25 protein-coding genes and 2 pseudogenes are annotated in these 20,537 nt (G+C 64.1%); 14 read left to right on the top strand and 13 right to left on the bottom strand.

Annotated features, from left to right (window positions below):
• The first annotated feature begins 402 nt into the window (after positions 1 to 402).
• Genes ABD05_RS14535 through ABD05_RS14530 form a run of 3 tightly spaced genes read left to right on the top strand, consistent with a single transcriptional unit; the run spans position 403 to position 2,009 of the window.
• On the top strand, positions 403 to 855 hold the full coding sequence (locus ABD05_RS14535) for a MaoC family dehydratase (protein WP_047900723.1): 453 nt from the start codon (positions 403 to 405) through the stop codon (positions 853 to 855).
• Between the two features lie 40 nt (positions 856 to 895).
• A complete protein-coding gene (locus ABD05_RS38785) occupies positions 896 to 1,039 on the top strand; it encodes a hypothetical protein (RefSeq protein ID WP_202967899.1) in 144 nt (47 codons plus the stop codon).
• A 58-nt stretch (positions 1,040 to 1,097) separates the two neighbouring features.
• Positions 1,098 to 2,009 (top strand): LysR family transcriptional regulator, encoded by a 912-nt coding sequence (locus tag ABD05_RS14530; protein WP_047900722.1) that lies wholly within the window; start codon positions 1,098 to 1,100, stop codon positions 2,007 to 2,009.
• Positions 2,010 to 2,105: 96 nt separating this feature from the next.
• Here ABD05_RS14530 and ABD05_RS14525 read toward each other — a convergent pair whose 3' ends face one another.
• On the bottom strand, positions 2,106 to 2,819 hold the full coding sequence (locus ABD05_RS14525; protein WP_047900721.1) for a gamma-glutamylcyclotransferase: 714 nt from the start codon (positions 2,817 to 2,819) through the stop codon (positions 2,106 to 2,108).
• 158 nt (positions 2,820 to 2,977) lie between these two features.
• Here ABD05_RS14525 and ABD05_RS14520 point away from each other — a divergent pair, with 158 nt between their 5' ends.
• Positions 2,978 to 3,400 carry a DUF4148 domain-containing protein gene (locus tag ABD05_RS14520; RefSeq protein ID WP_238594076.1) on the top strand — a complete coding sequence of 141 codons (423 nt, stop codon included), beginning with the start codon at positions 2,978 to 2,980 and terminating at the stop codon, positions 3,398 to 3,400.
• Here ABD05_RS14520 and ABD05_RS14515 read toward each other — a convergent pair.
• Positions 3,387 to 3,806: a sensor histidine kinase gene (locus tag ABD05_RS14515; RefSeq protein WP_047900719.1), complete on the bottom strand. Its 420-nt coding sequence runs from the start codon at positions 3,804 to 3,806 to the stop codon at positions 3,387 to 3,389. The two genes, ABD05_RS14520 and ABD05_RS14515, sit on opposite strands and share 14 nt — an antisense overlap.
• Here ABD05_RS14515 and ABD05_RS38920 point away from each other — a divergent pair.
• The 3 genes and pseudogenes from ABD05_RS38920 to ABD05_RS14505 all read left to right on the top strand — a co-directional run.
• Positions 3,780 to 4,139, top strand: a pseudogene (locus tag ABD05_RS38920) (phospholipid methyltransferase); the annotation flags it as partial. The gene ABD05_RS14515 and the pseudogene ABD05_RS38920 overlap by 27 nt on opposite strands.
• Before the next feature lie 142 nt (positions 4,140 to 4,281).
• Positions 4,282 to 5,157: a lipid A biosynthesis lauroyl acyltransferase gene (locus ABD05_RS14510; RefSeq protein WP_047900718.1), complete on the top strand. Its 876-nt coding sequence runs from the start codon at positions 4,282 to 4,284 to the stop codon at positions 5,155 to 5,157.
• Between the two features lie 681 nt (positions 5,158 to 5,838).
• Positions 5,839 to 6,546 carry an SDR family NAD(P)-dependent oxidoreductase gene (locus ABD05_RS14505; protein WP_047900717.1) on the top strand — a complete coding sequence of 236 codons (708 nt, stop codon included), beginning with the start codon at positions 5,839 to 5,841 and terminating at the stop codon, positions 6,544 to 6,546.
• A 31-nt stretch (positions 6,547 to 6,577) separates the two neighbouring features.
• Here ABD05_RS14505 and ABD05_RS14500 read toward each other — a convergent pair whose 3' ends face one another.
• Complete coding sequence (locus tag ABD05_RS14500) at positions 6,578 to 7,543, bottom strand: LysR family transcriptional regulator (RefSeq protein ID WP_047900716.1); 966 nt, start codon at positions 7,541 to 7,543, stop codon at positions 6,578 to 6,580.
• Positions 7,544 to 7,758: 215 nt separating this feature from the next.
• Here ABD05_RS14500 and ABD05_RS14495 point away from each other — a divergent pair, with 215 nt between their 5' ends.
• From ABD05_RS14495 to ABD05_RS14470, 6 genes are all read left to right on the top strand, one after another.
• The gene (locus ABD05_RS14495) at positions 7,759 to 8,223 is read left to right on the top strand and encodes a RidA family protein (RefSeq protein ID WP_047900715.1); all 465 of its coding nucleotides are present in this window, start codon (positions 7,759 to 7,761) and stop codon (positions 8,221 to 8,223) included.
• 281 nt (positions 8,224 to 8,504) lie between these two features.
• On the top strand, positions 8,505 to 8,924 hold the full coding sequence (locus tag ABD05_RS14490; RefSeq protein ID WP_047901227.1) for an organic hydroperoxide resistance protein: 420 nt from the start codon (positions 8,505 to 8,507) through the stop codon (positions 8,922 to 8,924).
• Between the two features lie 66 nt (positions 8,925 to 8,990).
• The gene (locus ABD05_RS14485) at positions 8,991 to 9,317 is read left to right on the top strand and encodes a DUF4148 domain-containing protein (RefSeq protein ID WP_047901226.1); all 327 of its coding nucleotides are present in this window, start codon (positions 8,991 to 8,993) and stop codon (positions 9,315 to 9,317) included.
• A 53-nt stretch (positions 9,318 to 9,370) separates the two neighbouring features.
• Positions 9,371 to 9,697: a DUF4148 domain-containing protein gene (locus ABD05_RS14480; RefSeq protein ID WP_047901225.1), complete on the top strand. Its 327-nt coding sequence runs from the start codon at positions 9,371 to 9,373 to the stop codon at positions 9,695 to 9,697.
• A 74-nt stretch (positions 9,698 to 9,771) separates the two neighbouring features.
• Positions 9,772 to 10,101: a DUF4148 domain-containing protein gene (locus ABD05_RS14475; protein WP_047900714.1), complete on the top strand. Its 330-nt coding sequence runs from the start codon at positions 9,772 to 9,774 to the stop codon at positions 10,099 to 10,101.
• Between the two features lie 246 nt (positions 10,102 to 10,347).
• The gene (locus ABD05_RS14470; RefSeq protein ID WP_047900713.1) at positions 10,348 to 11,064 is read left to right on the top strand and encodes a GNAT family N-acetyltransferase; all 717 of its coding nucleotides are present in this window, start codon (positions 10,348 to 10,350) and stop codon (positions 11,062 to 11,064) included.
• A gap of 48 nt (positions 11,065 to 11,112) precedes the next feature.
• Here ABD05_RS14470 and ABD05_RS14465 read toward each other — a convergent pair whose 3' ends face one another.
• From ABD05_RS14465 to ABD05_RS14440, 7 genes and pseudogenes are all read right to left on the bottom strand, one after another.
• Positions 11,113 to 11,568 (bottom strand): MarR family winged helix-turn-helix transcriptional regulator, encoded by a 456-nt coding sequence (locus ABD05_RS14465; protein ID WP_047900712.1) that lies wholly within the window; start codon positions 11,566 to 11,568, stop codon positions 11,113 to 11,115.
• 127 nt (positions 11,569 to 11,695) lie between these two features.
• Positions 11,696 to 11,824: a hypothetical protein gene (locus ABD05_RS39290; RefSeq protein WP_261309841.1), complete on the bottom strand. Its 129-nt coding sequence runs from the start codon at positions 11,822 to 11,824 to the stop codon at positions 11,696 to 11,698.
• Positions 11,821 to 12,192: a GFA family protein gene (locus tag ABD05_RS14460; protein ID WP_047900711.1), complete on the bottom strand. Its 372-nt coding sequence runs from the start codon at positions 12,190 to 12,192 to the stop codon at positions 11,821 to 11,823. Before ABD05_RS14460 ends, ABD05_RS39290 begins: the two co-directional genes overlap by 4 nt.
• Positions 12,193 to 12,377: 185 nt before the next feature.
• On the bottom strand, positions 12,378 to 13,478 hold the full coding sequence (locus tag ABD05_RS14455) for an NAD(P)H-dependent flavin oxidoreductase (protein WP_047900710.1): 1,101 nt from the start codon (positions 13,476 to 13,478) through the stop codon (positions 12,378 to 12,380).
• Between the two features lie 265 nt (positions 13,479 to 13,743).
• Positions 13,744 to 15,000 (bottom strand): MFS transporter, encoded by a 1,257-nt coding sequence (locus tag ABD05_RS14450; RefSeq protein ID WP_047900709.1) that lies wholly within the window; start codon positions 14,998 to 15,000, stop codon positions 13,744 to 13,746.
• Positions 14,997 to 15,260, bottom strand: a complete 264-nt coding sequence (locus ABD05_RS14445) for a hypothetical protein (protein WP_148669085.1) — start codon at positions 15,258 to 15,260, stop codon at positions 14,997 to 14,999. Before ABD05_RS14445 ends, ABD05_RS14450 begins: the two co-directional genes overlap by 4 nt.
• A 117-nt stretch (positions 15,261 to 15,377) precedes the next feature.
• Positions 15,378 to 16,383, bottom strand: a pseudogene (locus ABD05_RS14440) (LysR substrate-binding domain-containing protein).
• Positions 16,384 to 16,617: 234 nt separating this feature from the next.
• On the opposite strand from ABD05_RS14440, the gene ABD05_RS14435 reads away from it, so the two are divergent.
• Positions 16,618 to 17,268, top strand: coding sequence for a hypothetical protein (locus ABD05_RS14435; RefSeq protein WP_047900707.1), 651 nt, complete (start codon positions 16,618 to 16,620; stop codon positions 17,266 to 17,268).
• Between the two features lie 147 nt (positions 17,269 to 17,415).
• Here the strand turns inward: ABD05_RS14435 and ABD05_RS39620 are convergent, their stop codons facing one another.
• The 3 genes from ABD05_RS39620 to ABD05_RS37540 all read right to left on the bottom strand — a co-directional run bounded on the left by ABD05_RS39620 (position 17,416) and on the right by ABD05_RS37540 (position 20,011).
• The gene (locus ABD05_RS39620; RefSeq protein ID WP_476577964.1) at positions 17,416 to 17,661 is read right to left on the bottom strand and encodes a hypothetical protein; all 246 of its coding nucleotides are present in this window, start codon (positions 17,659 to 17,661) and stop codon (positions 17,416 to 17,418) included.
• A 308-nt stretch (positions 17,662 to 17,969) separates the two neighbouring features.
• The gene (locus ABD05_RS14425; RefSeq protein ID WP_148669084.1) at positions 17,970 to 18,848 is read right to left on the bottom strand and encodes a sce7726 family protein; all 879 of its coding nucleotides are present in this window, start codon (positions 18,846 to 18,848) and stop codon (positions 17,970 to 17,972) included.
• 194 nt (positions 18,849 to 19,042) lie between these two features.
• Positions 19,043 to 20,011, bottom strand: a complete 969-nt coding sequence (locus ABD05_RS37540; protein WP_148669083.1) for a sce7725 family protein — start codon at positions 20,009 to 20,011, stop codon at positions 19,043 to 19,045.
• Positions 20,012 to 20,537: the final 526 nt, after the last annotated feature.

The following is a 20,537-nucleotide window of genomic DNA, read 5'->3' as shown; positions in this document are numbered from 1 at the left end:
CGCGCTGCCCCGCGTGCTTCCGGATTCCGTTCGACACGGAAAGCGACGCCGCCTTCGGCTCGCGCTTCATCATGCAATCAGTCTAGCGAGCGCCCGCCTCTACCCCACGCGTGCCGGGTCAAAGCGGTTTTCCAATCGGATCAATAATGCCGAACGACAAACGGCGTGAGCCCGGCGGCCCGACGGCATCCTGCGACCCGGTTACGCACGGCCTTCCCCGCCGCTCGTTGCCGCTTGCGGCACCCGCATCCCGGTGCGCCGATTATTGACCGATCCGGAATGCCGCATTCATCGCCACCCTCTTACACCGCGTCGTAACGTTTCATATAGTGGCGTCAAGCCCGAACGACCACGCATCAGCGGCGCCGCCCGGATCACTCCTTCAGCGCATCGGATACGTCCATGGAACAGCAGCTTTTCTACTTCGACGATTTCACGGTCGGCGACACGTTCGTCGGCGCTACCCACGAGGTCACCGCCGCCGACATCAAGCGATTCGCCGCGGAATTCGATCCGCAGCCGTTCCATCTCGACGACGAAGCCGCGCGCGGCACGATATTCGGCGGCCTGGCTGCGAGCGGCTGGCATACCGCGGCGATCACGATGCGGCTGCTCGTTGCGAGCGGGCCGAAGCTGGCGAACGGAATACTCGGCGCCGGCGCCGACATCGAATGGAAGCAGCCGACGCGCGCGGGCGACGTGCTGCGCGTCGAGAGCGAAGTCATCGAACTGACGCCGTCCCGGTCGCGCCCGCAGTACGGGATGCTCACGCTGCGAACCAGGACGGTCAATCAACGCGGCGAAGTCGTGCAGATCCTGACCGCCAGGCTGATGGTCGCGCGTCGTCCCGCGTGACGCGTATCGCCCCGAACCGCGCGAATCAAGAAGACACATCGTGAGCGTCGATCCCTCCACCGAGGACACTACCGCGAACGACAAGCTGCTGATCGGCTCGATGCTGCCGCGCGCCGTCGCATGGGGCAGCACGCTTGCCGCAGACGGCGTCGCGAATCTCGCGCCGATCTCGTTCTTCAGCTAGCGAGACGCAGCCGGATTGCGGTTTAATGGCGACTCCACCCCCGACCGGAGTCGCGTACATGGACCGCATTGCTGCGATGAATGCATTCGTCCGCGTCGTGGAAGCCGGAACCTTCACGAAAGCGGCCGATACGCTCGACATGCCGAATGCGACGGTGACGCGGTTGATCCAGAAACTCGAGGAAGACCTGCAGGTGCGCTTGCTGCATCGCACCACGCGATCGGTGACGGTTACGCCCGAAGGGGCGATCTACTACGAGCGCGTCGTGCGGCTGCTCGCCGATCTCGCGGAAATCGAATCGTCGACGACCCATGCGCGCGCCAAGCCGTCCGGCAGGATTCGCGTGGATACCGCTGCCGCGATCGGCACGCTCGTCCTCGTGCCCGCCCTCGCGGAATTCTATGACGCGTACCCCGACGTCGAGATCGAACTCGATATCGGCAACAAGCGTACCGACCTGATCGCCGAAGGCATCGACTGCGCGATACGCGCGGGCGAAGTCGACGAGCAGTCGCTGGTCGCGCGGCAGATCGGCAGCTTCGGCTTCACGACCTGCGCGACGCCCGCGTTCGTCGACGCGCACGGCATGCCGGCGTCGCCGGACGCGTTGCGCGAGTTTCCGACCGTTGGCATGATTCCGTCGCGCGGCGGCCGCTCGTTGCCGTTCCAGTTTTCGAACGGCGGCAAAAGAAGCGATCTCGCGCTCAATCATCGTCTCGTCGTGAACGATACGAACGCCTACCTCGCCGCGGGTCATGCGAACCTCGGCATCATCCAGGCGCCGTCCTATTCGGTTCGCGACGCCATCGCCGCCGGCACGCTCGTGCCGATCCTCGAGGGCTGGACGCACCACGCCAATCCTGTCTACGTGATCTACGCGCCCAACCGCTACCTGAGCGCGAAAGTGCGCGTGTTCATCGACTGGGTCATTGCACTGTTCGAGCGCGACGAACATCTCAGGCGCCGCTGACGCCGGGTCTGGCCGATCGGATGGGCCGCGACATGCGCGCGGCCGTCTGATGCGTTGACCGCCGAAATTCGCGTGCAGTCCGCCAACCCCGGGGGATCAACCGTACGCGGATTCGGCTTCGTCCGCGCCGCGTATTTCGCGCAAAAGCCGTTCGATGCCGGCGTCCTGGAGACCGAGGCGCGTCAACGCCTGCACGGTCGAATCGAAGTAGTCGCGCGACGTGCCGAGCGGGCCGCGGCCGGTGCGGATCAGGTGCGCGACGCGGTCGAGCGTGTATCCGCCGAGGTAACGATCGTGCGACCGGTTGACGACGAAGGTCAGCGCGCGGATCGATTGGCCGTCGACCTGTGCCGCGACCCATCGCGGTTCGTACGAATCGGCCAGCATTTCGCGTCGCCACAGCAAGCGCAATTCGGCTTCGACCTTGGCCGCGTCGATCCGGTACAGCACGCCGTCGCACCTGCCGCCGCGGTCGAGCGCGAGCATCGCGCCCGGCTGCTGGGGCGTGCCGCGCGCGATGACGAGCCGCAGGCAGAACGCCCGGTGCCAGCCGTCGACGCGCGCAACCGACGAACCGGCGACATCGAGCGCCGGATTCCACATCAACGAACCGTACGCGAACACGTGCAGATCGCGACCGGGTGCGTGGCGGTCGAGCGTGGCCCGCAACGTGCGCTCGAGTTCCGCATCGCTGCGCACCGCCATGCCTGCCGGCGGGTCTGCGCGCAGCGCCTGCAGCAGCGTGCCTTGAGCCAGGCGCTCGCGCGTCATTGCGTAGACGGAGTCGGTGGTGCGTCGATCGTCGGACATGGCCGGAGGCGATTGCGCGTCGTGATGGTGAGACGACTGTATGTCGTGCCGCCGTCGCGAGGAATCCGCGCGCAAACAATGCGCTTTTGTCGCGAATGAAAAAGCGGACGCGATGCGGTCGATGTGTCGTCGGCGGCCCTTCTCGCCGGGCGGCACGATTGCTCAAGCACTTTTGTTCCAACTGGAACGTTGAATTGGAGCGGCGGGCATTTATCGCGACGTCGTTCGATCCTAACCTCCACTCGACGACTGAAACACAGGTCGCTTCGCTCAATCTTCCGGAGGTGGTCATCATGAAATCGCTGATTCGTATACTCGTCGTTGCATCCGCACTGGCCGCGCCGGCAATCACGTTCGCGCAGGAAACCCAGCCGCTGACACGCGCGCAGGTTCGCAACGAGCTCATCGAACTCGAGCAAGCCGGCTACGACCCGATGGCCTACGACTATGCGAAAAGCCTGCAGGATGCCGAAGCGAAAATCGCGCGCCAGCACGAACGTGACGCACAATCAGAATCCGGCAGCAAGCAGGTCATGTCCGAGGCCGACGCACATTCGCCGCTGAACGTCACGCGGAAATGACGGCTCGCGGTGCATGGGTACCGGCTTCCCGTGCACCAGGCACCAGTGACGCGGCGTCTCTTCGCAATTCCTGCGGAGGCCCGTGCCAGCGCTGCCGGCACTCCGGCTCCAGCCATATCGGGAACGACAGGATCACCGCCAGTCCGTGCTCCTCGATACCGGCCGCCACCTCGACCGCCCCGCCGTGAGATTCGGCGATTCGCGCGACCAGCGACAGGCCGATGCCGCTTCCCCGCCGCGCCGTACCGGGTACCCGGTAAATGCGTTCGAAGATCCGCGCGCGCTCGTCGACCGGCACGCCCTGCCTGTCGTCCGCGACAAGCAGCCTGATCCGCGCCCCGTCTCCTTCGGCAGGGCTGCCGCACGTGATCTCCACCCGCCCGCCTTCGCGGACGCCCTGCGGCATCCGTTCCCCGCGTTACGGATGATGCAGATGGAAGCGGCCCGGCTCGGCATGACGGGTGACTTCTTCGGCGGGGAGCGTGCACGTGTTATTGTGAGAGGATTGCCACTCGTCGCGATGCCGGTCGAACAGGCCGTCGCGATCGTTCACTGCGCCTTCGCGCGCCACCTGGCTGCCGGGGGCGCGTTCTATCCATTCACGTATGTGCCGCGCTGCCCGATCCCGGCGCGTTATCTGGAGGCCATGCGCATTCGCGCAGTCCGAGTCGGCATCGCGTGGATGAACTTCCCGCCCGCGATCGTGTATCGCTTCGAACGCCGAATCGATGCGGCCGGCCTCAGCGGCCTGGCGCGCGGCCTCTGTCGGAGGTGGTCGCGCAAGCCACTACGTCATACAGCCTCGACACAACCCGATTTCCCCGTACTCCATCACTCGACTCGAGCGGCGCCGGGCAGTCAACAGACGGAAGTCCATCATCATGAACGCTCTCGGGTATTGGCTGCTGTTCGGCCTCCTACGGTTCCTTTCCCTTCTTCCGTACTCGCTGGTCGCGAGAACTGGCAGCAGCATCGGCGCTGCGCTTTACCGCATACCGAGCCGGCGCAAACACGTGGTGCATGTCAACCTGCAACTCTGCTTTCCGCTGAAGACCGACGAGGAGCGCGACGTTCTCGCGCGTGCCCATTTCGAACATGTCGTCCGGAGCTACCTGGAGCGCGGCTTCCAGTGGTTCGGCAGCGCGCGGTCGATCAATCGCCTGGTCGAACTGGACAGCCACATCGACCTGCACGACCCGGATGCGCCGCCGACGATCTTCATGGGTTTTCACTTCGTCGGCATCGAGGTGGGCTGCATGCTCTATTCGTCGTCGCTGCCCGTGGCGGCGCTCTACACGCGCATGTCGAACCGTCGCATGTGCGATCTCGCCAAACGTCAGCGCGGGCGCTTCGGGGCCGAGATGATCGAACGCAGCGCGAGCGCGAAACACCTCGTCAGGCTTCTGCGCGCGGGTACCCCGGTGATGCTTGCCGCGGACATGGATCACGGCACGACGGGGTCGGTGTTTGCGCCGCTGTTCGGCGTGCAGGCCTGCACGTTGACGTCGGTATCGCGGCTGGCGAAGCTGAGCGGAGCGCGGGTCGTACCGTTCGTGACCGAAGTGCTGCCGGCGTTCCGCGGCTACAAGCTGACCATCTTCGAGCCGCTCGGCAGCTATCCGACCGATAGCGAGTCGTTCGACGCGCGCACGATGAATTCCTTTCTCGAAGCGCAGATCCTGCGATTTCCCGAGCAGTACTACTGGGTGCACCGACGCTTCAAGCATCGTCCGGCAGGCGAGCCAGGCGTCTATTGACGGCTGCGTGAGCGACAGAGCACGGCGCTGGGGCACGGATGCAAATCTGAAGGATATTTATCGTGTCGTAACGGGGCGACCTCTCGCCGCTCTACGAATGAGGAGGCAAATCCGGCGGCAGCGGCTCCTGTAACCCGCTGTTCTTGCCGATCAGCGGGCGTTCGCATCAAGACCGTCGCCGGCCGGGGCGGCTGCGCTTTTACGACCGATTCCCTGCCCTCGAATCGACGACGAATCGCATGCGAGCGGTCTGGGCAGTGACGTCAGGCACGTTTCTGGAATAGCGAGTTTTGATTCAAAACAACGGTGTTGTGATAAGAAAAGTTATCCGGATAGATGCATGGATTTTTCCAACTGCGTGTTCCGGGACAGACAAATCGGGGTGCAGTGTCGGTCGTATTCCGGCCGTGTTGTCGCGAACGACGGCGCTGGCGATTGCCGGCGCGCAGTAACCGCCGAGGCTTCAGCGGCTCGGTCCGTCAGGCCGCGGGAAAATCGGTCTCCTCGATGAGCGCGCCACGCTTCAAACCCGCCCTCCCCCTTCATTTGTTCCCGCGACGCAAGACTGTTGCTCCACGGCGGGTGTTCGAAATCGTGATCGACGCGCCTACAGTTTGCCCATCGGATTCATCGATCCGGTCGGCACTGAAGCCGAACACCATTCACCTGTCGAGGCAAGTCATGAGCACATCCAAAGTCATCATCGTCACTGGCGCATCGCAAGGCATCGGCGCGGAAACGGTCAACGCGTTCCGCGCACGCGGCCATCGCGTCGTCTCGACTTCCCGTTCGATCGGGCCGTCGAACGATCCCGATCTCGTCACCGTCGCGGGCGACATCGGCGATCCGGCCGTCGCGCGTCGCGTGGTCGACACGGCAATCGAACGCTTCGGCCGCGTCGACACGCTCGTCAACAACGCCGGCATATTCATCGCGAAGCCGTTCACGCAGTACACCGCGGACGACTACGCGCAGATCACGAACGTCAACCTGAACGGTTTCTTCCACGTCACTCAGCACGCGATCGCGGCGATGCAGCAGCACGGCAGCGGGCACGTGGTCAGCATCACGACGAGCCTGGTCGATCACGCGAACAGCAACGTGCCGTCGGTGCTCGCGTCGCTGACGAAAGGCGGATTGAATGCGGCGACGAAGTCGCTCGCGATCGAGTATGCGAAGGCCGGCATCCGCGTCAATGCGGTAGCGCCGGGCGTCATCAAGTCACCGATGCATGCACCCGAAACGCATGCGACGCTCGCGTCGCTGCACCCGGTCGGCCGCATGGGCGAGATGAGCGACATCGTCGACGCGATCCTGTATCTCGACTCGGCGCCGTTCGTCACCGGCGAGATCCTGCACGTCGACGGCGGCCAGAGCGCCGGGCACTGAGCATCGGCATCGAAAGAACGAGCCGGCGTGCTTATCGCGATGCGGCGGCTCGTTTGGTGCGTGTCCCGCGCGCCTGCTTGGCGGGCGCGCGCTCCAGATGCTCGACGAGAAAGTCGACGAACACGCGCACGCGCGACGACAGAAAACGCGCATGCGGATACAGCAGCATGAACGGCCGCGACCGGCCGCCAAGGCCGGGCAGCACCTCCACGAGCGTGCCGGCGCGCAGGTCCTGTTCGACGATGAAGCGGTAGGTCTGGAACAGGCCCGCACCGCTGCGCGCGAGCGTCACGCCGGCGAGGACGTCGCCCGACGTACTGTAGTTGCCGGTCGTCGCGATTTCGATCTCGTCCGCTCCGTCGTCGAACAGCCAGGGAATCGGCCGCCCGCTGCTCGGCAGCTCGAACTGGATGCATTCGTGCGCATGCAGATCGTCGATGGCGGTCGGCATGCCCGCGCGCTTCAGGTAGCCGGGCGTCGCGACGATCACGAGCTCGGCATCTTCCAGCTTGCGCGCGACCAGGTTCGAATCGGCCGGCGCGCGGCCGCGGATCGCGAGATCGAAGCCTTCCTCGGCGAAGTCGATGTTGCGGTTGCTCAGGTGGGTTTCGACACGCACGTCCGGATAGCGCTCGCGAAATGCGGGCAGCAGCGGCAGCACGCGATAGTGCCCGTACGGCGTCGGCATGCTGATCCGGAGCACGCCGGCGGGCGTGGCCTGCTGGCCGGTCGCTTCGCGTTCCGCGTCGACGAGCTGCGACAGCGCATCGCGGCATTGCTCGAAGTAGCGCCGGCCGGAATCGGTCAGGCGGATCTGCCGTGTCGTGCGCACGAACAGCCGCACGCCGAGACGCTCCTCGAGCCGCGCCACCGACCGGCTGACCGCGGCCGGCGTGACGCTCGCCGCGGTTGCCGCCAGCGTGAAGCTGCCGAGTTCGGCAGCGAGACAGAACAGCTCGATGCTGCCCAGCAGCAGGTCGTCGAATTGTCGTTGCATGGGGCGGTTCCTGCCGTCTCCGGTGTGGAGCGTGCGATGAAGCAACGAGTGTGCATCAATATCGCGCGGGAAACCAGCCGCCGTGCGTGGCGCGATTCGTTACATCGCGTCCCGAATCAATTGCGCTGCTGACATTTACCGGCTTCGGCCGCATGACTAGAGTGACTGACAGGCAACACCGATCGCCCGATCCATTTTCCCGCAAGGAGAACGACATGACCGTCGAACAGAAACTGGCCGAACTCGGCCTTGCATTACCCGAACCGCCGAATCCGCTGGGCAGCTATACGGCTGTCAGCGAAGCCGGCAACCTGCTGTTCGTGTCGGGACAACTGCCGCTCGTCGATGGCAGGATCGCCTTTACCGGCCGCGTCGGCGAGCAGTTGAGCGTCGACGAAGGCCAGCATGCGGCCCGGCTTGCGGCGCTGAACGTGCTCGCTCAGATCCGCACGCACCTGGGCGGGTTCGACCGCCTGCGCAAGATCGTGCGCGTCGAGGGGCACGTGAGCTCGGCCGACGGTTTTTACGGGCAGCCGGCCGTGATCGACGGCGCGTCGGACCTGTTCGCCGCCGTGCTCGGCGACAAGGCGGGACACGCGCGTTCGGCGTTCTCGCAGCGCCAGTTGCCGGCCGACGCGGCCGTCATCCTCGTCGTGATTGCCGAGCTCGACCCGGCGTGACATATCGGCCGCCCCGCAAGGCGACAATCCATTCCCGCGGGCGTTTCCGCCCGCCTTCCCCGGGAATCGTTGCCTCTCCCGTTACCTCAGATATCGGGGCTGGATCGCCTGAAAGCCTTGTCCAGCAAAGCCCGACATGTTCCAGATACATTGAAATACAAAATATCGGATGCGATTTAATCGAATACGCTTGACTAGGGTGGCCGGTTCAACGAAACTGCATCGCATGCGATCGAATCGCATCTGAGAAAAACCTGTCAAGCCAACTGACGGAGCAAATGATGAGCAAGATCGAAAAAGTGCTGTACACGGGCAAGACGCATACGACTTCGGGCGGCCGCGACGGCACGGCGCGCAGTGCCGACGGCCGCCTCGACATCCAGTTGTCGTCGCCGGGCAGCGCCGGCGCCGGCACCAACCCGGAACAACTGTTCGCGGCCGGCTGGTCGGCCTGCTTCATCGGTGCGATGCAGCTTGCGGCGCGTGCCGCGAAGGTGACGCTGCCGGCCGATCTCGCCGTCGACGCCGAAGTGGATCTCGGCACGGCCGGCAACGCGTACTTCCTGCAGGCCCGGCTGAACGTGAGCGTGCCCGGGCTTGATCGCGACGTCGCGCAGCGCATCGTCGATGCCGCGCACCAGACCTGCCCGTATTCGAAGGCGACGCGCGGCAACATCGACGTCGAAATCCGTATCGCCTGAACGTTGCATCGGGCGGCCGAGCGCCGCCCTCCCGAATTCCCGACTCTTTTCCTATCGAGGCAAATGATGAATACCCGACTGATCGCCGCCCTTCTCGTCGCTGTTTCGGCCGCCGTTGCCGCACCGGCGTTTGCCAGCGAAATCACCGTCACGCGTGCGCAGGTGCGTGCCGAACTCGCGCAGCTCCAAACGGCCGGTTATCCGCTGAATCGCGCCACCGACGCGACCTATCCGGACAATCTGCAGGCCGCGCTGACGCAGATTCATGTGGTCGATGCCGTCGCGGCCAACGAGCAGGCATCCGGCTACGGCAGCAACGGCGATGCGGCGACGCAATCGGGCCGCCGGCATGCCGTCAGCGTGGCCGACCGCTCGGTGTATTTCGGTCATTGAGCGCCGATACGCGAACCCTGAATCCTTTCTATCCCTGACTGTCGAGGTAAATGATGAAAACCCAACTGATCGCTGCCGTTCTCGTGGCCGTTTCTGCCGCCGTTGCCGCCCCGGCGTTTGCCGATGAAGCCGTCGTGTCCCGCGCGCAAGTGCGTGCCGAACTCGTGCAACTCGAACAAGCCGGCTATCGGCCGGGCCGCGCGAACGATCCGCACTATCCGGACGACCTGCAGGCCGCACTGACGCGCGTTCACGCGAACGACGCCGTGACGGCCGATGCGTCGGCATCCGGTTATGGCCGCGACGCCGTCGCCGCCACGCAGTCGGGCGGCCGCCCCGCGACGCGCATCGCCGAGCGCTCGATCTATTTCGGTCATTGAACGAAACCGCGAACGGCGCCGGTTGTCGGCGTGCGGTGCGCAACCCCTGAATTCCTTTTTTCTTGTCGAGGTAAATGATGAAGACCCAACTGATTGCCGCCCTCCTCGTTGCCGTGTCGGCCGCCGTTGTCGCACCGGCGAACGCCAGCGAAAGCACCGTGACGCGTGCGCAGGTGCGCGCGGAGCTGGCCGCACTGCAGCAGGCCGGCTACCTGCCGAACCGCCCCAACGATCCGAACTACCCGGACAATCTCCAGGCGGCGCTGCGCCGGATTCACGACAACGGCGCCGGCGCGGCCGATTCGATGGCGTCCGGTTACGGCAACGATGCCGACGGCGCGGCGCAGTCCGGCAGCCGCGGCGCGGTTCGCACGGCCGAGCGCTCGATCTATTTCGGTCATTGAGCATTGCACGACGGAATCGGCCGTCCACGTCCGCCATATAAAGCGCATGCGATGTAATCGCGTGCGCTTTTCTATTGGTGACGCCCGGATTTGCATCGACGTTTTCCGGCTATGGATCGTCGGGAACGAAGAAGGCCAACGCATGCGCGCCACGCCAATGACGCGATCCATATCGCTGTAGTGCTACCCGCTCGGCCGATCCGGTCTATTCTGTGCGGCACGAAATCTTCAATCGAGGAGCAGCCGATGCCGGAAGCCACGACCGGAAACACGACAGGCGTTGCACACCCGCTCGACCACGTCGTCTGGAATGCGCTCACGGGCAAGCAGCGCCGCTTTGCGCTCGGCAGCGACCGCGCGCTGCGGTTTCCGGCGGCCATTGCGCCGTTCGCCGCGATCGCCGACGCGAGCCCGGCATCGTTCGACGCGTTGCGCGATCTGATTGCCGCGCACGGGCCGGCGGCGCTGGTCACGCCGGACGAAATCCGGCCGCCGGCGGGATTGTCGGTGATCCGGCGCGCGACGTTGCTTCAAATGATCTGGCAAGGGACGCCCGACCCGGCGTATGCATCGGAGCATGTCACGCTCGCCGAAACCGATGTGCCGGACATGCTTGCGCTGACCACGGCCGCGCAGCCCGGCCCGTTCGGCCCGCGCACGATCGAGCTTGGCGACTATATCGGCGTACGCAGCGAAGGGCGGCTGGCCGCGATGGCCGGCGAGCGGATGCAGGTCGACGGATATACCGAGATCAGCGCCGTCTGCGTGGATGCCGCGTTTCGGCGGCAAGGGCTTGCGGCGCGTCTGATCCGGTCGTTGATCGCGGCGATCTGCGCACGATCGGAAACGCCTTTCCTGCACGTCCTCACGTCGAACCAGGTCGCGATCGAGCGCTACATCGCGCTTGGTTTTGCCGTCCGTCGCGAGATGAACCTGCTGGTGCTGGGCGACGCGCACGCGTGACGACGCGGCCGACGCGATACGCGCGTCGGGCGCCGGTTGCCACCGTGTTTATTCTTCGGTCGACTGGATCAGGTTGCCGCGCAGCGTGACGATCGCCTTCTGCACCTTCGCGAATTCGTCCGGCTTCAACCCGGTGGCGTCGACCAGATTCATGTCGAGCCCCTTCTCGCGTAAGCGCCGGCCGCTCTTCGTCAGGCTGACGAGCACCTGGCGTTCGTCCGACGGATCGCGGTGCCGCTCCAGGTAACCCATCGCCTCGAGCTTCTTCAGGATCGGCGTCAGCGTATTGGATTCGAGGAACAGCTTCTCGCCGAGCTGGCCGACCGTCTGGTTGTCCTGCTCCCACAGCGCAATGATCGTGATGTATTGCGTATAGGTGAGGCCGAGTTCGTCGAGGATCGGCTTGTACGCCTTGCCGAACGCAAGGTTGGCCGAGTAGATCGCAAAACACAGGAACTCGGACAGCTTCGGCGCGCCGGGCGATGGTGCTTCGGTCGGTTTCATGGGCTTCCTCCAGCGACGCGAGCGGTCGCAGATGAACGCATTATATATCGCATGCGATCTTATCGGAAGCATGAAAATCGGTCTCGATGAACCGGCGGGACGGTGCAACGCGGCCGGATTGCCGCCGTCAGTCCTGCCTGCGGCGCTTGTCGGTCTGCAACCGGCTTGCCGACAGCAGCGAGCATTGCACCGGATGCGCGATTTCGGTCGCGAGCCCGCCTGCGGCAAACAGCAGGATCATCAGCCAGCGTTTCATGCGTCCTCCACGATCGAGAGGCTTGCGCCGTCGGCGACCGTCGCGTCGAGCGCATACGGATCGACGCCGTCGAGGCAGCCGAGATTGACGCGCCAGCATGCGGGGTCCTTGCGCGTCTGATGGAACGGATAGACGCCGCAACGGCTGCAGAAATAGTGACGGGCCGTGCGCGTGTTGAAGCGGTAGCACGTCAGTGCGCCCTCGCCTTCGACGATCTTCAGGTCGTCAGCGGCGAACATCGGGCTCATCAGCGCGCCGCGCCGGCGGCACAGGCTGCAGTTGCAGCGGACCGCCGGCGCAATGGCCGTTTTCACTTCGAACTTGACGGCCCCGCAATGGCAGGACCCTTTGAACCAGGTTGCAGACATGATGTGCTCTCGAAGAAGTCATGCCTGCTTTATAGCGGACGCTCGAACATGCGTTGTATCGCGCTGTATCCGCGGTCCGCGCAGATACAGAACATTGCAAATCGGCGCCGGGTGGCGCACGTTCTGCGAGGCGATCTGCTGCACGGATCGCCGGCACGCGCGTGCGGCTTGCGGGCCGGGCGCGATCAGTCCAGCGCGTGCTGCAGGCGCTCGATCGCGGCCCGCGTTTCGCGTTCGAGCGTCGCGAACAGTTCGGCGGCCGGCAGCGAGCGGACGAGCGGCGCCGCCTGCCCGGCCCACTGCGCGCCGTAGCCGAATTCGCCCTGCGCCTTCGCGGCCGCATGCAGCGCCTTGCCCGCGTCGTACGCGATCGGATACGCGGGCGTGGCCGGCGCGTGCGAATCGTCGCCGAGCGCGGTCAGCCGGTTCGCGATGCCGCGTGCGATCCGGCCCGAGATCGCGGACGTCAACGTCGTGCGGCGTGCCCCATCGCCGAGGATCGCGCGGCGATAACCGTCGTCGATCGACGTCTCCGGGCATGCGACGAACGCGGTGCCGAGCTGCGCGGCCTGCGCGCCGAGCGCCAGCGCGGCGGCGATGCCTTCGCCGTCCATGATGCCGCCGGCCGCGATCACGGGCAGCGGACATTCGCGCACGATCAGGCGCGTCAGCGCGAACGTGCCGAGGCGATCGTCGTGGGCGGTCGAATCGAACACGCCGCGGTGCCCGCCGGCTTCGATGCCCTGCGCGACGATCGCGTCGATGCCGGCGGCGGCGATCTGCCGCGCTTCGTCGAGATTCGTCGCGGCCGCGAACAGCGTGATGCCCGCGCGCTTCAGCGCGGCGATCACGTCCGCGGACGGCAGCCCGAAATGGAAGCTGACGACGGCCGGCTTTTCTTCGGCGAGCATCGCCTGCATTGCGCCGTCCGCGACGAAACTCGTATAGATCTCCGACAGCGATGCGGGCGGCGTCGCGCCGTATTTGCGGAACACCGGTGCGAGCCAGTCGAGCCACGCGCGTTCGACGGCCGCATCGGCACGGGCCGGACTGTGGCAGAACACGTTGATGTTGAACGGCCGGTCGGTGAGCGCGCGCGTGTCGCGGATCATCTTGCGTGCGCCGTCGGCGTTCGTCGCGCCGACGCCGAGCGAGCCGAGCCCGCCCGCGTTCGACACGGCGGCAGCGAGCGCCGGCGTGCTGACGCCGGCCATCGGCGCCTGGACGATCGGCGCGCGAATGCCGAGCGTGCGCAACAGCGTCCGGTTATCGGTCGATTGATTCATGTCGATTGCCTCCTGCACGATCCGTCATCGAAATGCATCGGCCGCATGCAGGCCGAAGCGCGTTGGTCGGGGCCGGCACGACGCGCGTTCGTCGTTCTTCGCGCGCAGCCGGTCATGCGAATGTGAAATCGGTGTCCAAAACGATAGGCCGCCTCGAGGTGCTGCGTCCGGAACGCGTGGCGAAGCTGTGCGTTGTCACCGCTTCCGGGCGCGGCACCCGCAACTGCGCCCATCCTACGCCAGACCCCGATTCGCAGGTCAGCCGCTAACGGCCGCGCCCCCAGTGCGCGAGTACCGCGCAGGCCGCCAGCAGCGCGCCCGTCACGAAGAACACCGAATGCAGGCCGAGCGCGACGCCGATCTGCCCGCCGATCACCGGGCCGATCACCTGCCCGCTGAACTGGGCGGACTGCAGGTAGCCGAGCATCTGCCCCGTCGCGCGCTCGTCGACAGACTGCCGCACGAGCTTGCCGATCGACGGCAGCAAGCCCGCGAGCGTCATGCCCATCAGCACGCGCAGCGCGGCAAGCTGCCACCAGTGCGTGACGAATGCCTGCGGCACCATCGCGAGTGCGGTCAGCAGCAGGCAGCCAACGATCACGTTCCAGCTGCCGATCCGGTCGGCCAGCGCGCCGAGCCGTGCGGCGGTCAGCATGCTGCCGAGCGCCGAACACGCCATCACGACGCCGGCGACGCGTGCGAGGTGATCGCCGCCTACCCCGAGCCCGCCGATATAGACCGTGATGATCGGTTCGATCGACATGTTCGCGAGCAGCACCATCATCGCGGTCACCAGCAGCGCGGCGACCGCCGCGCGATTCGTGCCGTGCGCCGTGCTCGCGGCCGCACCGGAGCTGCGTGCTTTCGCGTCGGTGTCCCCGTGGAAGTCTTCCTTCACGACGAAGATCGTCAGCAGCGCGGCGACGGCGATCATCGCGCCACCCGCGAAAAACGTGCCGCGAATGCCGAGCCAGCCCGGCAGCAGCCCGCCGACGAGCGGCCCGACGAGATTGCCGGCGAGCGCGCCGGTCGACAGGATGCCGAGCGCCCAGCCCGCGCGCTCGCGCGGCGCCTGCGTGCCGACCATCACGGTCGACGCTGACGCATAGCCGCCGACGAGCCCCGCGATCAGTCGCAGCGCGACGAGTTCGACCACGTTGTGCGCGATGCCGATCAGCGACATCACGATGGCCATCCCGATCGCCGCGCGCACGAGCATCGGCTTGCGGCCGAAGCGGTCAGCGAGGCGGCCCCACAACGGCGCGGTGACGGCCGTGCCGAGAAACGTCGCGCCGAACGCGATGCCCGACCACTGGATCACGGCCGACTGCGTGTCGACGCCGAGTTGCCGCACGTACAGCGGCAGGAATGGCAGCAGCATGCTCAAGCTGACGAGCGTCGTGAACGATCCGAATACGCAGACGGCAAGATTGCGCCGCCAGTAGCGCGCGTTGCGTTCGGCATAACTGGCGGCCGGCCGTTCGGCGAACGCCGCGGCCGTCGCATGTGCGGTCGTGCTCATTGCGCCCTCGCCGTCGCGATCGAACCGACCGGGAGCGCCAGCGCGTCCGCCACGCGCGCACCGGCCGAATACCCACCGAGGTTCGCCGTGCCGGAAGACGCGGCCGTCGATGCCGGAAACCCGTGCACGGCGATGATCGCCGGCAGCGGCATGGACACGAAACCTGCCAGGCCGATGCCGGCCGGGCTGGCGGCGGACACCGTGCCGCGCGTCACGTTGGACGCATGTGCACGGGACCGATCGGGAAGCGCTTGATGCATGTCGACCTCCATTCGCTGGACGGGTGCCACGTGCGTCCGTCGATTGAAGAAAGTCTAGATTGAGTCGAATGTCGAGAGAATCACCGGCACACGAAAGCCATTCTTCCGTAAGTCGGTTCAATCGCCATCGGTAATGGCCGCCAGCCGCGCGAAGTGCTCGCGCAGGCGCGGCGTTGCGAAATCGACGAACGCGCGCACCTTCGGAACCGACAGCCGTCCGTAAGGTGTGACGAGATGGATCGGCAGCGGCGCATGCTCGCTGTCGCGCAGCACGATCCGCAGCGTGCCGTCGCGCACCTGTTCGGCGACGTGATACGAAAAGAGCCGCGTGACGCCGTGGCCGGCGACGGCCGACGCGACCGCGCCGCGGATCGTGTTGACGATGAAGCGCGGCGCGAACTGGACGACCTGCGGCAGCGCGGTCGGCCCGGACGGCGGGAAGCTCCATGAGTCGAGCCCGAAGTGCGTCATCGAGATGATCCGGTGCTGCGCGAGATCGGCCGGCGCATCGATCGCCGGATGTTTCGCCAGATAGCCGGGAGACGCCACGACGACGCGCCGCACCGTGCCGACCGGAATCGCGACGAGCGTGGAATCGGACAGATGCGCGATACGCAGCGCGACGTCCATCCCTTCGTCGATCAGGCTGACGGGACGGTCGAGCAGTTGCAGGCGAATCGACACGGCCGGATGGCGTTCGATGAACTCGTCGAGCAGCGCGCGCAGCACGTCCTCGCCCGCGGCGACCGGCGCGGTGATCGTCAACATGCCGCGCGGCGCCGAACGTTCGTCGGCGACCAGCATGTCGGCTTCCTCGAGATCGGACAGGATGCGGCGGCACGCAGCCGCGTAGCGTTCGCCGGCCTCGCTCAACCGGATCGTCCGGGTGGTCCGGTACAGCAGCGCGGTGCCCGTGTGTTCCTCGAGAAACGCGATCGCCGGCCTCGCTCAACCGGATCGTCCGGGTGGTCCGGTACAGCAGCGCGGTGCCCGTGTGTTCCTCGAGAAACGCGATCGCGCGGCTGACCGCCGCCGGCGACCGGCCGAGCCGCCGGCTCGCGCCCGCGAGGCTGCCCTCGTCCAGCGTGGCGACGAACACCTTCATCGCATCGATTCGATCCATGGCGTGTGTGTGGGCGCGAGCGGTCGTGTGATTGGCGGCGGGCAAGCGAGCCTGCAGTCTATCGCACGCGGGCGCGGCGCTTCCCCGGGGGGATTCGGCGGTGGCGGTTTTGGCCCTACAATGCGCAGGCGAAGAAACCGTACGACCGGCCGTCACGACACCGCGTTCATCGAACGCCGTGTCCGACATTCAAGCGGTTCCGCTGAATAACGAACAACAACCCGTACAGCACTCATGAAAAGAAGAACATTTCTCGCGCTGCCCGCCGTGGCAGCGTCCGGCATGCTTGCCGGCTGCAGCGATTTCGGTCCCGTCACCAATCACATGATGAAGGACCCGGAATACCGGGAAACGCTCACGGCGTTTCTGATCAGCGCGGACGGGAAGAAGCTCGTCGTGCTCGGCAAGCGATATCACTACATTTTCGATGTGCCACCGGCCCTCGCCGTCAACCTCACGGCACCCTATCGCCCCAAGCTATATACCGATTTCGACGATTTCGAGGCGCACGGGGACAAGATCACCGGGCGTTACGTGTTGCGACTTTCGCGCGAGGACGCACCGCCCGGCTCCGAGCTTCGCGAGCGCGCGCTTGCGGACGGTTTCAAGGACCAGCGCTTCGAACTGACGGAGAGCGGCACGATCAGCGGCAAGCGTTACCAGCCGAACGACGTCACGCCTTCATCGATCCCGCAAGCATTCAATCACGAGTACGACGTCAAGGTGATCGAGCGGCCGTCGGTGCTCGGCAAGGGGGTAAAGCTTGCGCTGTCGCCGATCACGATGGCGGCCGATGGCGTGGTGGGGCTGCTCGGCGTCGCGCTGATGCCGATCGCGCTCACCGCATTCGTCGTCATGGCGAAGCACGACCAGAAGTCACAATGAATCGTGGCGCGCGGCCGCGCGTCTGGTGAACAGTTCGCTCGATGGCGAGGATTGGGCAGGCGCGCAGCCGGCGATCGCGTGGCTGCTCGTTCATCACGTGCCGGCCGGATACAACAAGCTCGCGGACGTGCTGCAGGCGATGTCGGGCTACGACGGCGAAACGCCCGGCGAGCGCATGCGCGGGATGATCGCGTCGCGTCGCTGCGCTGGCGCGCGGCGCGCGAAGGCGACCCTGTCGCGCAGATGGAGATGGCCGATCTGTTCGAGAAGCTGGGCAAGACGGATCTCGTCACGGCACTGCGCGCATGCGCGACGCAGCAGGTGAAGTGACGTGCGCCGCGCGTTGCGGCGCAACAGTTCTACGCGCGACTGTTCGAGGTAGACGAGCGTCACGTCGGCACTGTACGCATACAGCAGGTCGAGCGCTTTATTGCGCGTCAGGGCGGAAAGGTTCGTCGAATTCGAGACGAACGGCTGACCGTAGCACAGCAGAGTCTTTGCGGCATCGATTACATGGCGCGTGCACTCTGAGGACCAGTTCGCTGCTGGATCAATCGTCAACCTTCACGTGGCCGCGAAGATCCACGGGAATCAATTGACGATCGCGTGGAGGGCTTGAACAGATTCAGCGTAAGAGTTCTGCAGCCCGAAAATCTCGGCCAATCAATTCACGATTGGGACTGTCGTCGAATCATTGCTGCTCACGTTTTCAGGCAAAACGTGTGGGGCGAAGTGAGTGTCGCCAACAGCTTCTCTCGACGCATCTTGCTAAGCTGCTCGGCAAGCCCAAGTGTTTTGAGAGACGTGGGCAGACATGATGCAAATTCAGCAATTTCTGGGTCTGTTGTGCGCTTGCGGACCTCACTGACAAATTCAGCGCTCAACACGTCTTTGGATAGCCGCGAAAACTGCTTGAACGCAAACGTTCGGAGCATGTCCGGCGTCGTATCAGGAATGCCGCCAAATTGGCGCGTCAAAATGTTTGTGAACTCCTGCTTTCGCAAGCAGTTGAACATCGTCCAGTGGTCTAGGCGCTCGATGTTTGAGATGGAAGGCTTGATCTGGCGCAGTGCGTTCCGTCGACTAAGTGCGATGACCCCGACATGCTGAGGAACCATTGCGAGCACTGCCGATATTGCCCCTTCGTGGGTCACGACATTGATGCGGTCAAACACCATGCTGTAGTCAGCAAGTTGTTGAGGTAAACGGGACAGATTGTCGTATTCCGTCTTGATTTCGTAGACCGTGCTTGTACCGTTCAGCACGACCGAGTCCGCTTTCGACATATTCACCCAGAACTCTGTCAGCAGAGCCGCCGACCGCGGGCTATGAACGCCGAAAATCAACTTCTTGGTGATGAGGTTCTTGTAAACATACTCACTTCGGTAGTTCCGAACGAGCTCGCTGAACGCGACTTCGAAGAGTTCACGAATTTCCCCGCCAGCGAAAGTTAGCGACTCGCTGGCGTTCAGCAACTGCCGCCTGATACCTACCGGAAGTTGGTCGGCAGCAAGTCCCCTGAAGACAGGGCGGGTAAATATGCCAGCGATTTGCCTCGCTTGAGCAGTTGAAAGCGTCATTCTTGATCTCCGGTTCGTTGCCCAGTGCGTATGCGAAGCAGATACGTCTTTTGTAGGGAATCGCTTTAAACGCCGGCAACCGAGCCAGACGCGGCATGCATATGCGTCGCACAGGCTGTTACAACCTGCGCGACGCATTCTACCTCAGGCCGCACGTGCACTGCGAAGCTGCACAGCCTGTCTCGTTGGGAAGGCTACTTGAATCGCCCCGACAGAAGCCCGCTCATCAAATCTAGATGATGCGCTACGCTCCAGCGCTTGTTCCTCTGCAGGTTCACTGATTCCTTCGTCTTGTCTGCTTCGAGGTATTTCGAGTAGGCGTCCGTGTGGCCGAACGAATCAGCCCCCCTTTTGGCAGCAACGGCAACCGCAGCGATGGCCTCCCTCATCTTCTTAGGCAGGTCACGGTCCGACTGCAACTGCGACTTGGAGACAAAGTGCTCGACAAACACCTCCTGCGATGCCTTGTTGAAATACGTGAGGTGTATGGCGACCGCTGCGGGCAGCGAACCACCTTCACGATACTTGCCTTGCAAGCAAGCGAAGTCGCCGAAGCCACCATATCCGTCTTTCTTGTATGTCAGATGTGCCCCGGTAAACGGCTCGCTACCTTTGTAACGTGCATTGCTTGGTTGAACCTGAAACCGGTCTTCCACAAAAACACAATGCTGCTTACCGAGCGTCGCAAGAGTGCTGGGCGAAGGCGTGGCACCCTTCAAGAAGAATCGACAGCTCGAAAATTGACCATCTACTTCTGCCCCGATCGCTGCCGGTGCCAATGTCGTGTTGCGGAATACCACGGCTGCATCACGCCCGCTCCACACCTTCACGAAACGTTTCAAGTCAGACACCGTCGATTCTGCACTCGACAGGAATGTCGGGCGGACGAACTCCGCAGCCTTCACGATTTTTGTGGCCTCGACGAACCACTCCTTTACTCTATTTTCGCCGCGGTTTTCGAAATTACCCAAAGTCGGATTCATCACGAGGTAGGACGGTTGCTCTGCCTTCTCCGCCGTTGCCAGCGCGAGACGCAAACTCGCAATATTTGCACTGACTGGTTCGAACACCGGGACAACGTGTCCGTCCGACGATAGGAGCGCTGCGGTGTCGCGGAAGGCAAGAAGCTCTCCTCGTCTGGCAAAAAGATATGGGTGATACATGTGTTGGCCTCCTTCTAATAGTTCGTGATTTCAAGGGAGTTGAAGTCGGGTGTATCTACGCCCTTGTTCTGTTTGTGAATTTTTCTTCATTATAAAATGATTTCTAATGAATGAAATTTATTGAGATTGAGGCGCCCTCCTGAAAATTTACTCTCCAAAAGAAATCGCAGTGGTCATCATATAAATTTTGTTATCTCGTGACGCGTCTCGGCGCTGGTTCGAAAGTGATATTAGCGTGTATTCATACATAATGCCTGCTTGGTGTTTGCGTGTCGATAACGTATTTGCACTTCGCACGCTAAGTGCGATTGTCTAGCTCCGGTATGTGCTCATCATCGAGATTCCGCATACTTGTCGCTACCCTTTCTGCCCAGGAAAGGATGCTTGAAGCATCCGCAATTATCGAGCGAGTCAAATTCACGCACCATGTGTCGGGTGATCGGCACAGCCCATGTATCCGCCTTTTATGGGTCTCACGGTTCCTGTGCACGCTTACGAACAGCCAGGCCCCGCGCCACGGCATATC

Origin of the sequence: Burkholderia pyrrocinia (assembly GCF_001028665.1) — a bacterium.
In the GTDB taxonomy this organism is placed as follows: domain Bacteria; phylum Pseudomonadota; class Gammaproteobacteria; order Burkholderiales; family Burkholderiaceae; genus Burkholderia; species Burkholderia pyrrocinia.
The sequence above is the reverse complement of the archived record's forward strand: the minus strand, read 5'-3'. Positions and strand labels throughout refer to the sequence as shown.